The sequence below is a fragment of the Streptomyces albidoflavus genome (assembly GCF_000719955.1).
Taxonomy (GTDB): domain Bacteria; phylum Actinomycetota; class Actinomycetes; order Streptomycetales; family Streptomycetaceae; genus Streptomyces; species Streptomyces albidoflavus.
The window spans coordinates 192071-204338 of record NZ_JOII01000005.1; the positions used below are offsets into that span (position 1 = coordinate 192071).

General features: G+C 71.7%; 11 protein-coding genes. 6 read left to right on the forward strand and 5 right to left on the reverse strand.

Going from position 1 to position 12268, the window contains the following annotated elements; all coding sequences use genetic code 11:
- Positions 1-13: 13 nt before the first annotated feature.
- The 4 genes from IF45_RS0107445 (at position 14) to IF45_RS0107460 (ending at position 3474) form a co-directional block, all read left to right on the forward strand.
- Positions 14-931: a F0F1 ATP synthase subunit gamma gene (locus IF45_RS0107445; RefSeq protein WP_003950882.1), complete on the forward strand. Its 918-nt coding sequence runs from the start codon at positions 14-16 to the stop codon at positions 929-931.
- Complete coding sequence (gene atpD / locus IF45_RS0107450) at positions 931-2373, forward strand: F0F1 ATP synthase subunit beta (RefSeq protein ID WP_003950883.1); 1443 nt, start codon at positions 931-933, stop codon at positions 2371-2373. Before IF45_RS0107445 ends, atpD begins: the two co-directional genes overlap by 1 nt.
- A 152-nt stretch (positions 2374-2525) precedes the next feature.
- Positions 2526-2900: a F0F1 ATP synthase subunit epsilon gene (locus IF45_RS0107455; RefSeq protein ID WP_003950884.1), complete on the forward strand. Its 375-nt coding sequence runs from the start codon at positions 2526-2528 to the stop codon at positions 2898-2900.
- A 127-nt stretch (positions 2901-3027) separates the two neighbouring features.
- Positions 3028-3474, forward strand: coding sequence for a DUF2550 domain-containing protein (locus tag IF45_RS0107460; protein WP_003950885.1), 447 nt, complete (start codon positions 3028-3030; stop codon positions 3472-3474).
- A gap of 140 nt (positions 3475-3614) precedes the next feature.
- Here the strand turns inward: IF45_RS0107460 and IF45_RS0107465 are convergent, their stop codons facing one another.
- The 4 genes from IF45_RS0107465 to IF45_RS0107480 form a co-directional block, all read right to left on the reverse strand.
- Positions 3615-5507 (reverse strand): glycoside hydrolase family 18 chitinase, encoded by a 1893-nt coding sequence (locus tag IF45_RS0107465; protein ID WP_030306350.1) that lies wholly within the window; start codon positions 5505-5507, stop codon positions 3615-3617.
- A gap of 274 nt (positions 5508-5781) precedes the next feature.
- A complete protein-coding gene (locus IF45_RS0107470; protein WP_030306352.1) occupies positions 5782-7650 on the reverse strand; it encodes a glycosyl hydrolase family 18 protein in 1869 nt (622 codons plus the stop codon).
- A 154-nt stretch (positions 7651-7804) separates the two neighbouring features.
- On the reverse strand, positions 7805-8452 hold the full coding sequence (locus tag IF45_RS0107475) for a response regulator (protein ID WP_008409330.1): 648 nt from the start codon (positions 8450-8452) through the stop codon (positions 7805-7807).
- Between the two features lie 6 nt (positions 8453-8458).
- The gene (locus tag IF45_RS0107480; RefSeq protein ID WP_030306354.1) at positions 8459-9724 is read right to left on the reverse strand and encodes a sensor histidine kinase; all 1266 of its coding nucleotides are present in this window, start codon (positions 9722-9724) and stop codon (positions 8459-8461) included.
- Between the two features lie 198 nt (positions 9725-9922).
- Here IF45_RS0107480 and IF45_RS0107485 point away from each other — a divergent pair, with 198 nt between their 5' ends.
- Positions 9923-10546 (forward strand): hypothetical protein, encoded by a 624-nt coding sequence (locus IF45_RS0107485; RefSeq protein WP_030306356.1) that lies wholly within the window; start codon positions 9923-9925, stop codon positions 10544-10546.
- An 11-nt stretch (positions 10547-10557) separates the two neighbouring features.
- On the opposite strand, the gene IF45_RS0107490 is transcribed toward IF45_RS0107485, so the two are convergent.
- Positions 10558-11130 (reverse strand): cob(I)yrinic acid a,c-diamide adenosyltransferase, encoded by a 573-nt coding sequence (locus IF45_RS0107490; RefSeq protein ID WP_030306358.1) that lies wholly within the window; start codon positions 11128-11130, stop codon positions 10558-10560.
- A gap of 180 nt (positions 11131-11310) precedes the next feature.
- On the opposite strand from IF45_RS0107490, the gene IF45_RS0107495 reads away from it, so the two are divergent.
- The gene (locus IF45_RS0107495) at positions 11311-12159 is read left to right on the forward strand and encodes a 3-hydroxyacyl-CoA dehydrogenase family protein (protein WP_030306360.1); all 849 of its coding nucleotides are present in this window, start codon (positions 11311-11313) and stop codon (positions 12157-12159) included.
- Positions 12160-12268 lie beyond the last annotated feature (109 nt).

Below are 12268 nucleotides of genomic sequence, written 5' to 3' on the forward strand. Positions count from 1 at the left end.
AGGGACCTGACTCATGGGAGCGCAGCTCCGGGTCTACAAGCGTCGCATCCGGTCCGTCACCGCGACGAAGAAGATCACCAGGGCGATGGAGATGATCGCCGCCTCGCGCATCATCAAGGCACAGCGCAAGGTGACCGCCTCCATGCCGTACGCGACGGAACTCACCCGCGCGGTGACCGCCGTGTCGGCCGGGGCGAGCGCCGAGCACCCGCTGACCAGTGAGGTGGCGAAGCCGACCCGTGCCGCGGTGCTGCTGCTCACCAGCGACCGCGGTCTGGCCGGCGCGTTCAACTCCAGCGCCATCAAGGCGGCGGAGCTGCTCACGGACCGGCTGGAGAAGGAGGGCAAGGAGGTCGACACGTACATCGTCGGCCGCCGGGGCATGGCCCACTACGCCTTCCGCGAGCGGACCGTGGCGGACTCGTGGACGGGCTTCACGGACGAGCCCACCTACGCGGACGCGAAGGCCGTCGCCGCGCCTCTGATCGCCGCCATCGAGAAGGAGACGGCCGAGGGTGGTGTGGACGAGCTCCACATCGTCTTCACCGAGTTCGTCTCGATGATGACGCAGACGCCGATCGACGACCGCCTGCTCCCGCTCGCCCTCGAAGAGGTCGCGGAGGAGTCGGGTACGAAGGGCGACGCCAAGCCGCTCTTCGAGTTCGAGCCGTCGGCGGAGGACGTCCTCGACGCCCTGCTGCCCCGCTACGTCGAGAGCCGTATCTACAACGCGCTGCTCCAGTCGGCTGCCTCCAAGCACGCCGCCACGCGCCGCGCGATGAAGTCGGCGACCGACAACGCCGGAGAGCTGATCAACACGCTCTCCCGCCTTGCCAACGCGGCCCGCCAGGCCGAAATCACCCAGGAAATCAGCGAGATCGTCGGTGGCTCCAGTGCGCTGGCCGACGCGAACGCGGGGAGTGACAAGTAATGACCACCACTGTTGAGACGGCCGTTGCCACGGGCCGCGTCGCCCGGGTCATCGGCCCGGTCGTCGACGTGGAGTTCCCCGTCGACGCGATGCCGGAGATCTACAACGCGCTGACCGTCGAGGTCGCCGACCCGGCTCAGGAGGGCGCGCTCAAGACGCTGACCCTCGAGGTCGCCCAGCACCTGGGTGACGGCCTGGTCCGCGCCATCTCGATGCAGCCCACCGACGGCCTGGTCCGCCAGGCCCCGGTGACCGACACGGGCGAGGGCATCACCGTCCCGGTCGGCGACTTCACCAAGGGCAAGGTGTTCAACACCCTCGGCGAGGTGCTGAACAAGCCCGAGGAGAACGCCAACATCGGCGAGCGCTGGGCGATCCACCGCAAGGCGCCGGGCTTCGACCAGCTCGAGTCGAAGACCGAGATGTTCGAGACCGGCATCAAGGTCATCGACCTGCTGACCCCGTACGTCAAGGGCGGCAAGATCGGTCTGTTCGGTGGTGCCGGTGTCGGCAAGACCGTGCTGATCCAGGAAATGATCTACCGCGTCGCCAACAACCACGACGGTGTGTCGGTGTTCGCGGGCGTCGGTGAGCGTACCCGTGAGGGCAACGACCTCATCGAGGAGATGGCGGAGTCCGGCGTCATCGACAAGACCGCGCTGGTCTTCGGCCAGATGGACGAGCCCCCGGGCACCCGTCTGCGCGTCGCGCTGGCCGGCCTCACCATGGCCGAGTACTTCCGCGACGTCCAGAAGCAGGACGTGCTGTTCTTCATCGACAACATCTTCCGCTTCACGCAGGCCGGTTCCGAGGTCTCCACGCTGCTCGGCCGCATGCCTTCCGCGGTGGGTTACCAGCCGAACCTGGCCGACGAGATGGGCCTCCTCCAGGAGCGCATCACCTCGACGCGTGGTCACTCGATCACCTCGATGCAGGCGATCTACGTCCCCGCGGACGACCTGACCGACCCGGCCCCGGCCACCACCTTCGCCCACCTGGACGCGACCACCGTGCTGTCGCGCCCGATCTCGGAGAAGGGCATCTACCCGGCGGTGGACCCGCTGGACTCGACGTCCCGCATCCTGGACCCGCGGTACATCGCGAAGGACCACTACGAGGCCGCGATGCGCGTCAAGGGGATCCTCCAGAAGTACAAGGACCTCCAGGACATCATCGCCATCCTCGGTATGGACGAGCTCGGCGAGGAGGACAAGCTGGTCGTCACGCGTGCCCGTCGTGTCGAGCGCTTCCTCTCGCAGAACACCCACGTCGCCAAGCAGTTCACCGGCGTGGACGGTTCGGACGTGCCGCTCGACGAGTCGATCGCCGCGTTCAACGCGATCTGCGACGGCGAGTACGACCACTTCCCCGAGCAGGCGTTCTTCCTCTGCGGTGGCATCGAGGACCTGAAGGCCAACGCCAAGGAGCTGGGCGTCTCCTGAAGCCGGCGGGCCGGGTGACCGGCCCGACGACTCGACCGGACGGAGGGCCGCGGCCCCCCCTCGCGGGGCGGCCGCCGCCCTTCCTCCGGAGCCCATTAGAATTCGTCCCAACACCCGGCCGACCTGCCGGGTGGTGACCCGAGGAGCCCCTCTTGGCTGCTGAGCTGCATGTCGAGCTGGTCGCCGCGGACCGCAGCGTCTGGTCCGGCGAGGCCACCCTGGTCGTGGCACGTCTGACCACCGGCGACGTCGGCATCATGCCCGGTCACCAGCCGCTGCTGGGTGTGCTGGAATCGGGCCCCGTGACCATCCGCACCGCCGACGGCAAGACCGTCGCGGCGGCGGTGCACGGTGGTTTCCTGTCCTTCGCCGACGACAAGCTGTCGGTGCTGGCGGAGATCGCCGAGCTGGCCGGTGAGATCGATGTCGAGCGTGCGGAGCGGGCGCTGGAGCGCGCGAAGGCGGAGGCCGACGAGTCCGCCCATCGCCGCGCCGACGTCCGTCTGCGGGCGGTGACGTCGCGCTGACCGCGCGCTGAAGACGACGACGCGCCTCAGCCGCGGCACCCTCCGGACCCTTCCGGAGCGTGCCGCGGCTGAGGCGATGCAGGTGCTAGTGCGAGTTCCGTTACGGAAGACGAGGAGGTCGGTGCCGATGCTCCTCGCTCTGCTTGTCTGCGGACTGGTGATCGTGCTCGTCACCCTGGGGCTGTTGGTCTTCGGACTGCGCCGCCGCCTGATCCAGCGGTCGGGCGGCACGTTCGACTGCTCGCTGCGCTGGGACGCCCCCGAGAAGGGCGACACCAGCGGCAAGGGGTGGCAGTACGGGGTGGCCCGCTACAACGGGGACCGCGTCGAGTGGTACCGGGTCTTCTCCTACTCCCCGCGCCCCAAACGGATGCTGGAGCGTTCGGCGATCGAGGTGGTCGACCGGCGTTCCCCCGAGGGCGAGGAGGAGCTGGCGCTCCTCTCCGACGCGCTCGTGCTCGGCTGCCGCCATCGCGGCGTACGGCTGGAGCTGGCGATGAGCGAGGACGCCCTCACCGGTTTCCTGGCCTGGCTGGAGGCGGCGCCTCCGGGGCAGCGGGTCAACGTGGCCTGAACGTGGGGCCCTTCCCTGGCGGGGAGGGGCTTTTTTCATGCCCGGACACGTGAAGAGCCGGGAGGACGGGGGGCGTTCCCGTCCTCCCGGCGTCCGGGGGAGGTGGTGCTCAGGGGGCCGGGCGGGGTGCCGGCCCGGGGCTAGCGGAGGCCGGAGTCCATCGCGGCGACCAGTTCGCCGCCCGCTGTGTCACCGCTGAACTCCCAGAAGAAGGCGCCACCGAGACCCTGGTCCTTGGCCCAGGTCATCTTGGTCTTGATGGTGGCCGGGGTGTCGTAGCTCCACCAGTTGCTGCCGCACTTGGCGTAGGCGGTGCCGCCGACGGTGCCGGTGGCGGGGCAGGTGTTCTTGAGGACCTTGTAGTCCTCGATGCCCGCCTCGTAGGTGCCGGTGGCCGGGCCGGTGGCGGTGCCGCCCGGGGCGTCCTGGGTGACGCCGGTCCAGCCGCGGCCGTAGAAGCCGATGCCGAGCAGGAGCTTGCTCGCCGGGACGCCCTTCGCCTTGAGCTTGGCGATGGCGGCGGCCGAGTGGAAGTCGGCCTTGGGGATGCCGCTGTAGGAGTTCAGGGCCGAGTGGGGCGCGGTCGGGCCGGTCTTGTCCCAGGCGCCGAAGAAGTCGTACGTCATCACGTTGTACCAGTCGAAGTACTGGGCGGCGCCCGCGTAGTCGGCGGCGTCAAGCTTGCCGCCGGAGCTGGCGTCGGCGGTGATGGCGGCGGTGACCAGGTCGGTGCCGAACTGGGCGCGCATCGCCTGGACCATGTTCTTCAGCGCGGCCGGGCCGGAGCTGTCGCAGCTGAGGCCGCAGGCGTTGGGGTACTCCCAGTCGAGGTCGATGCCGTCGAAGACGTCGGCCCAGCGCGGGTCCTCGACCAGGTCGTGGCAGGACTTGGCGAAGGCGGCCGGGTTCTTCACGGCGTCGGTGAAGCCGCCGGACCAGGTCCAGCCGCCGAAGGACCAGAGGACCTTGATGTGCGGGTACTTGGCCTTGAGCTTGCGGAGCTGGTTGAAGTTGCCGCGCAGCGGCTGGTCCCAGGTGTCGGCGACGCCGTCGACCGACTCGGCGGCGGTGTACGCCTTGTCGTAGGCGGCGAAGCTGTCACCGATGGTGCACTTGCCGCCCTGGACGTTGCCGAAGGAGTAGTTGATGTGGGTGATCTTCTCGGCGGAGCCGGAGGTCACCAGGTTCTTGACGTGGTAGTTGCGGCCGTAGACGCCCCACTCGGTGAAGTAGCCGAGGTTGATCTTCTCGCGGGGGCCGGGGCCGGGGCCGGGGCCCGTGCCGTCGCCGGGGGTGGTGACCTTGACGGGGGCGCTGACCGGGCCCGTCTGGTCGGCGGTGTCGCGGGCCTGGACCGAGTAGGAGTAGTCGGTGCCGGGGGCGAGGTTCTGGTCGGTGAAGGTGGTGGCGGTGACGGTGGCGACCTTGGCGCCGTCGCGCAGGACGTCGTAGTTCTTGACGCCCTTGTCGTCGGTGGCCGCCTTCCAGGAGAGCTTCACCGAGTTCTTGGTGAGGTCACTGGCGGTGGGGGTGCCGGGGGCGGTGGGCGGGGTGTCGCCGGGGACGCTGCCGCCGTCGCAGGAGGCGCCGTTGAGCTTGCAGCCCGAGGGGGTGCCGGGGCCGGTGCCGTTGAAGCCGAAGCTGACCGAGGCGCCGGGGGCGAGGCTCCCCGCCCAGCTCTTGTTCTTGGCGGTCCAGTGGTCGCCGTTGTTGGTGACGTCGGCGTCCCAGGCCGAGGTCACCTTGGTGCCGGCGGGGAAGTCCCACTCCAGGGTCCAGCCGCTGAGGGGGGCGGTGCCGGTGTTCTTCACCGTCCACTTGCCCTCGAAGCCGCTGCCCCAGTCCTGCGTCCTGGTGTAGGAGGCGCTGGGGTCGGCCGCGGCCTCGGCGGCCTGGGTGGGGGCGGCGAGGCCGACCATCCCGGCGAAGGGGACCGCGAGGCCGACGAGCGCGGCCAGCGCGCGCCGGCGGAAGCGGCTGAGGGGTCTGGGACGGCTGCGGGCGCCGTCGGTGCTGGGGGAAACCGTACTCAAGGCGTACTCCTCAAGAGGTCCGGACGTATGGGGGCGGAACCCTGCGACGCCCGTGAGCACCGACGACCGATGTGCCCACCGCAGTGGGGCGAGAGTAGAAAAGGTCTGGACCAGAGGTCAAGAGGTCTGGACCAAAGGAAAGTTCGGCCGGATCGCGCCTGGTGCGCGGGGGTGGCGACATGCGGACACGGCCGCCCGTCGCGGCGACCGGAGCTCCGGTGCCACGGCGGACGGCCGTGCGGGAAGGGTCAGTTCCGGGTGGGTGCCCGGCCGGTCAGCGCAGCCCCTCGTGCATCGCCCTGAACAGATCGCCCTTGGCGCCGTCGCCGGCGAACTCCCAGAGGAAGGCACCGCCGAGCTTCTGCTTCTTCGCCCAGGCCATCTTGCCCGTCACCGTCTCGGGAGTGTCGTAACTCCACCAGTCGTCACCGCACTTGGCGTACGCGGTGCCGCCGGCGGTGCCGGTGGCCGGGCACTTCTCGGCCAGCACCCGGTACTCCTCGTTGCCCGCCTCGTAGGTGCCGGCGGCCGGGCCGGTGGCGGTGCCGCCGGGGGCGTCCTGGGTGACGCCGGTCCAGCCGCGGCCGTAGGCGCCGATGCCCAGCAGCAGTTTCTTCGCCGGGATGCCCTTGCCCCGCAGCTTGGCGATGGTGGCCGAGGAGGTGTTGTGCTCGCCCTGGATGCCCGGGTAGGCGGTGAGCGGCGAGTGGGGCGCCGTCGGGCCCTGGGCGGCCCAGGTGCCGAAGTAGTCGTAGGTCATCACGTTGTACCAGTCGACGTACTCGGCGGCGTCCGCGTAGTCGGCCCGGTCGAGCTTGCCGCCCTCGGAGGCGTCGGCCGCGATGGCCGCCGCCAGCAGGTCGGTGCCGAACTCGGCGCGCATCGCCCGCATCATGTCGGTCAGCGCCTCGGGCGGCGAGTCGTCGCAGGTGTCGCCGCAGGCGTTCGGGTACTCCCAGTCGAGGTCGATGCCGTCGAAGACGTCGGCCCAGCGCGGGTCCTCGATCAGCTCGTGGCAGGACCTGGCGAAAGCGGGCGCGTCCTTCACGGCCTCACCGAAGCCGCCGGACCAGCTCCAGCCGCCGAACGACCAGAGGACCTTGATGTGCGGGAACTCGGCCTTCAGCTTGCGCAGCTGGTTGAGGTTGCCGTGCAGCGGCTGGTCCGGGCGGTCGGCGACGCCGTCCACGGCCTCGTCGGCGGTGAAGACCTTGCCGTACGCCGCCTCGGTGTCACCGGCGACGCACTTGCCGTCCCGGACGTCCCCGAAGGCGTAGTTGATGTGCGTGATCTTCTCGGCGGAGCCGGAGGTCACCAAGTTCTTGACCTGGTAGTTCTTGTCGTAGATGCCCCACTCGGTGAAGTACCCCATGGTGATCTTCGACTTGGGCGCGGGCGCCGCCTTGCCCTTGGTGCGCGCCTTGGCGGCGCCGCTGAACGGGCCGGTCTGCTTGGCGGTGTCGCGGGCGCGGACCGTGTACGAGTAGTCGGTGCCGGGCGCGAGGCCGTGGTCGGTGAAGGTGCGGCCGGTGACCGTGGCGACCCTGGTGCCGTTGCGCAGCACCTCGTAGTCCTTGACGCCCTTGTCGTCGGTGGCCGCCGTCCAGGAGAGCGTGGCGGCGTTCCTGGTGACCTTGGAGACCGCCGGGGTGCCGGGGGCGGTGGGCGGGGTGTCCTCGGGCTGCTCGGCGCCCTCGCAGGGGACGCCGTTGAGCTTGCAGCCGGTCGGGGCGCCGTCGCCGGTGCCGTTGAAGCCGAAGGTGGTGGAGGCGCCCGGGGCGAGGGTGCCGTTCCAGGAGCGGTTCTTGGCCGTCCAGCGGTTCCCGTCGTTGCTGACCTCCGCCTCCCACGGCAGGGTCACCTTGGTGCCGGCGGGGAACTCCCACTCCAGCGTCCAGTTGCTGAGCGGCGTGTCACCGGTGTTCTGCACCGTCCACCGGGCCTGGAAGCCGGTGCCCCAGTCCTGGGTCCGGGTGTACGAGGCGCTGGGCGCGTCGGCGGCCTGGCTGGGGGCGGCGAGGCCGACCATCCCGGCGAAGGGGATCGCGAGGCCGGTGAGGGCGGCGAGGGTGCGTCTGCGGAGCCGTCGCAGGGGTCTGGGGCGGCTTCCGGAGCCGTCGTGCGCGGGGTGGGCCGATCTCAAGGCGTACTCCTCAAGGGGGGTCCGGGCATGCGGAGGGGTGGGTGCGCCGAGCGTAGAAAGGTCTGGACCAGTGGTCAAGGGGTGTGGATCAAGGGGGAGTTGTGACGCGTGCGCGGCGGTCCCGTGACAGGGGTGTGAGGGGCCTCGCCGACGGTCAGATCCCCAACTCCTGTGCCAGCAGCGCGGCCTGAGCCCGGCTCCGCAGTCCGAGCTTGCCCAGGACCCGGCTCACATGGGTCTTGGCCGTCGCCTCCGCCATCTCCAGCCGCTCGGCGATCCGGGCGTTGGACAGCCCCTCGCCCAGGCAGCCGAGCACCTCCCGCTCCCGCCGGGTCAGCGCGGCCAGCTCCGGCGGCTCGGCCCCGGCCGGACGCGGGGCCCGGCCGGTGGCGAAGGCCGCGATCAGCCGCCGCGTCACCGCCGGGGCGATCAGCCCCTCACCCGCGGCGACCGTCCGCACCGCCGCCAGCAGCCCCGGGGCGTCGGTGTTCTTCAGCAGGAAACCGGCGGCGCCCGCCCGCAGCGCCCCGAAGACGTACTCGTCCAGGTCGAAGGTGGTCAGCACCAGCACGTCGGCCCAGCCGCCCGCCACCACCGCGCGGGTCGCCGACACCCCGTCCAGCCGGGGCATCTGCACATCCATCAGCACCACGTCCGGACGCAGCTCCTCGGCGAGCCGCACCGCCGCCTCCCCGTCCGCCGCCTCCCCGGCCACCTCGATGTCCGGCGCGCTGCCCAGGATCAGCACCAGCCCCGCCCGCACCGCCGACTGGTCCTCCGCCACCACCACACGGATCACCACCGCGCCTCACCTCTCCCTCGTGTCACCCAGGCCGTCGTCGTCCGCCTGGCCGGAAACCGTCCCTCGCGGGCCGCCCTCCGCCTCCCCGAGCGGCAGCACCGCCCGGACCTCCCACCGCCGCTCCCCGCCCGTCCCGGCCCCGGCCACCGGCCCCGCCGCGAAGCTCCCGCCCAGCAGCTCCGCCCGCTCCCGCATCCCCACCAGCCCGGCCCCGGACCCGGGCACACGCGGCCCCGGTCGCGCCCGGGGCCCGAGCGGCGAGACCACCCGCACCGTCAGCGCCCCGTCCGCCCGGCCGAGCACGGCGTCGACGGGGCCCGGGGCACCGTGCTTGAGCGCGTTGGTCAGCGACTCCTGCACGATCCGGTACGCGGCGAGACCGACCGGCGCCGGAGGCGGCGGGCCGGCCGGGGGAAGGGTGAAACGCCGTACGTCCAGGCCGTTGGCGCGGGCCTGTTCCACGAGGGTGCCCAGCCCGTCCAGGGTCGGCGCCACCGAGGGGGCGTCGGTCTCCTCGGCGCGCAGCACCTCGATCAGCCGGCGCATCTCGGCCAGGCCCGCCACGCTGTTCTCCCGGATCACCCCGAGGGCGCGGCGGCTGGTGGCCTCGTCGTCCAGGGAGAGCGCGGCCGTGGAGTGGATGGCGATGGCGGAGAGGTGGCCCGCGACCAGGTCGTGCAACTCCCGGGCCATCCGCGCCCGTTCGTCGGTGACCGCCTGGACCCGGTCCATCTCGGCCAGCAGGGCCGTCTGCTCGGCGCGCAGCCGGGCCGCCGCCGCGGCCTCGCGGTGGTTGCGCAGCATCGCGCCCGTGGTCGCCGGGCCGAAGAAGATCACGCCGACCACCAGGCCGACCAAAAGGGCCTGCGGCTCCCGGAACCAGGCCAGCAGGGCCAGCGTCACCGCCACCGTGACCAGGCCGGTCACGGCGGGCAGCCGCCGGGCCCGGGCGGGCGGGCCGTAGAGCGCCGCCGCGTAGACCAGGTCGGTGTACATGAGCACGGTCGCCAGCGAGCCCACCGTGAACTGGTCGGCGACGAGGGCGACCGTGCCGACCGCGAGGCCGCACCCCGTCCAGCTGCGGCGCAGCAGCTCCGCGCCGGCGGTCGCCGCCAGCGGCAGCAGCGTCCAGGCGGCGCTGTTGTCGGTCGGGACGGTGGGCGCCGCGATCCGGGTGTGCAGGCCGAGCCCCCACAGGAGCAGCCCGCCGAGCAGCCCCAAGAGCGCGATCAGCACGTCGAACCGGGGCGGGCGGGGCGGCAGGCGGAACATGCTCCCATCCAACACGCCGCCCGGGCCGTCCGCGCGGACCCACGGGCCCCTTCCCCGCGTCCGCCGCTACATCGAAAGGCGCAGCCCCGGATCGTCTGCCGCGACGACGCCGCGCGCCCGGCCCCGCCCGAGGATGGAAGGCGGAACGGGCCACCTCGCCGTGCGGCCCGGCCGCCGGAGCCCGAGGGGGAGCACGCCGTGATCGTCACGCTCATCGTCATCTGCGAGGTGGGCTTCTGGGTCCTGCTCGCAGCCGGGCTCGGCCTGCGCTACCTGGCGAAGATGCCCCGCACCGGCGCCGCCCTGCTGCTCTGCGAGCCGCTGCTGGAGGTCGTCCTCCTCGTCGTCACCGTCCTGGACCTGCGGGCCGGGGCCGACCCCGACTGGAAGCACGGCCTGGCGGCGGTCTACATCGGCTACACCGCCGCCTTCGGCCACTACACCGTCCGCTGGCTCGACGGCCACGCCCGCCACCGCCTCGCCGGCGGCCCGCCGCCCGTCAAGCCCCCGCGCTTCGGCGCCGCCCGCGCCCGCCACGAGGTCAGGCTCTGGCTGCGTACCGTGGCGGGCGCGGGGCTCGCCGCGGCCCTCCTCCAGATCGGCGTCTGGTACGTCGACGACCCCGAGCGCACCGCCTCCCTCACCTCCTGGCAGGGGTTCGCCGGGCGCGCCGTCCTCATCCACGGCCTCATCGCCCTCTCGTACGTGCTGTGGCCGAAGAAGCCGAAGGGGGAGGGCGGGGGGAACCCGCCCGAGGCCGCCGCCGGGGCCGGGGCGGGGAAGGACGCGGTCCGTCCGGTGGAGCACCGGGCCGGGCGGTAGCGGACGCCCCCTCAGCGCTCCCCGCCGGGCACCCACAGCACGTCGCCGACCTCCTTGTTGGCCACCCGGGCCAGGATGAACAAAAGGTCGGAGAGGCGGTTGAGGTAGGTCGCGGCGAGCGGGTTCATGGTGTCGCCGAAGACCTCCGCAGCCGCCCAGGTCGAACGCTCCGCGCGCCGCACCACGGTGCACGCCTGGTGGAGCAGGGCGGCACCCGGCGTACCGCCGGGGAGGATGAACGACCGCAGCTTCTCGACCTGTTCGAGGTAGGTGTCGCAGTCGGCCTCCAGCTTGTCGATGTACGACTGCTCCACCCGCAGCGGCGGGTACTCCGGGTTCTCCACGACCGGCGTGGAGAGGTCGGCGCCCACGTCGAACAGGTCGTTCTGGACGCGGAGCAGGACCTTGGCGATGGACTCGGGCAGATTCCCGAGGGCCAGCGCGGTGCCGATGGCGGCGTTGGCCTCGTTGGCGTCGGCGTAGGCGGCGATGCGCGGATCGGTCTTGGCGGTGCGGCTCATGTCGCCGAGGGCGGTGGTGCCCTTGTCCCCGGTGCGCGTGTAGATGCGTGTCAGATTGACCATGCGGCCAGCGTAATGACGCCGCCTCGCCGCCGCGCGCCACGCCGTACCCGCGTCCGTGCCCCCGCCCGTGTGATGTCCGCCCCTTGAGACGTGATGCGCGTTACCAACCGCCCCACGCGGGCCGCCGGACCGCTACTCTCCGCCGAAGAGACAGAGGCAAACAGTGCGTTAGGGGATGTCGTGGCACGCAAGCTCGCCGTCATCGGAGCCGGACTCATGGGTTCGGGAATCGCTCAGGTCTCCGCCCAGGCGGGCTGGGACGTCGTCCTGCGCGACGTCACCGACGCCGCCCTGACGCGGGGGACGGACGGCATCAAGTCCTCCTTCGACCGGTTCGTGGCCAAGGGCAAGCTCTCCACCGAGGACGCCGAGGCGGCGCTCGGCCGGATCACCACCACGACCGACCTGGAAGGCGCCGCCGACGCCGACATCGTGGTCGAGGCCGTCTTCGAACAGCTCGACGTCAAGCACGAGATCTTCCGCACCCTCGACAAGCTGGTCCGCGAGGACACGGTGCTCGCCTCGAACACCTCCGCCATCCCGATCACCAAGATCGCCGCGGTCACCGAGCGGCCGGAGCGGGTCGTCGGCGCGCACTTCTTCTCGCCGGTCCCGATGATGCAGCTCTGCGAACTGGTCCGGGGCTACAAGACCAGCGACGAAACCCTCGCCAGGACCCGGGAGTTCGCCGAGTCCACCGGCAAGACCTGCATCGTCGTCAACCGCGACGTGGCCGGCTTCGTCACCACCCGCCTCATCTCGGCCCTGGTCGTCGAGGCCGCCAAGCTGTACGAGTCGGGCGTCGCCACCGCCGAGGACATCGACCTCGCCTGCAAGCTCGGCTTCGGCCACGCCATGGGGCCGCTCACCACCGCGGACCTGACCGGCGTCGACATCCTGCTGCACGCCACGCAGAACATCTACACCGAGTCGCAGGACGAGAAGTTCGCGCCGCCGGAGCTGATGCGCCGCATGGTCGACGCCGGCGACCTCGGCCGCAAGAGCGGCGAGGGCTTCTACTCGTACTGACCTCCGCGCCGGGTCCGCCCCCTCGGGGTGCGGGCCCGTCCGCACCCGCGTGGGAGCGCGCCCGCGCCCGGGGGAACCCTTCGCACCGCCGTCCGTACGGGCGGGCCAC

What these genes read in the sequence shown, in the direction of transcription:
- IF45_RS0107445 (WP_003950882.1), top strand. Translation starts at nt 14, where the DNA reads ATGGGAGCGCAGCTCCGGGTCTACAAGCGTCGCATCCGGTCCGTCACC.
- atpD (WP_003950883.1), top strand. Translation starts at nt 931, where the DNA reads ATGACCACCACTGTTGAGACGGCCGTTGCCACGGGCCGCGTCGCCCGG.
- IF45_RS0107460 (WP_003950885.1), top strand. Translation starts at nt 3,028, where the DNA reads ATGCTCCTCGCTCTGCTTGTCTGCGGACTGGTGATCGTGCTCGTCACC.
- IF45_RS0107480 (WP_030306354.1), bottom strand. Translation starts at nt 9,724, where the DNA reads ATGTTCCGCCTGCCGCCCCGCCCGCCCCGGTTCGACGTGCTGATCGCG.
- IF45_RS0107490 (WP_030306358.1), bottom strand. Translation starts at nt 11,130, where the DNA reads ATGGTCAATCTGACACGCATCTACACGCGCACCGGGGACAAGGGCACC.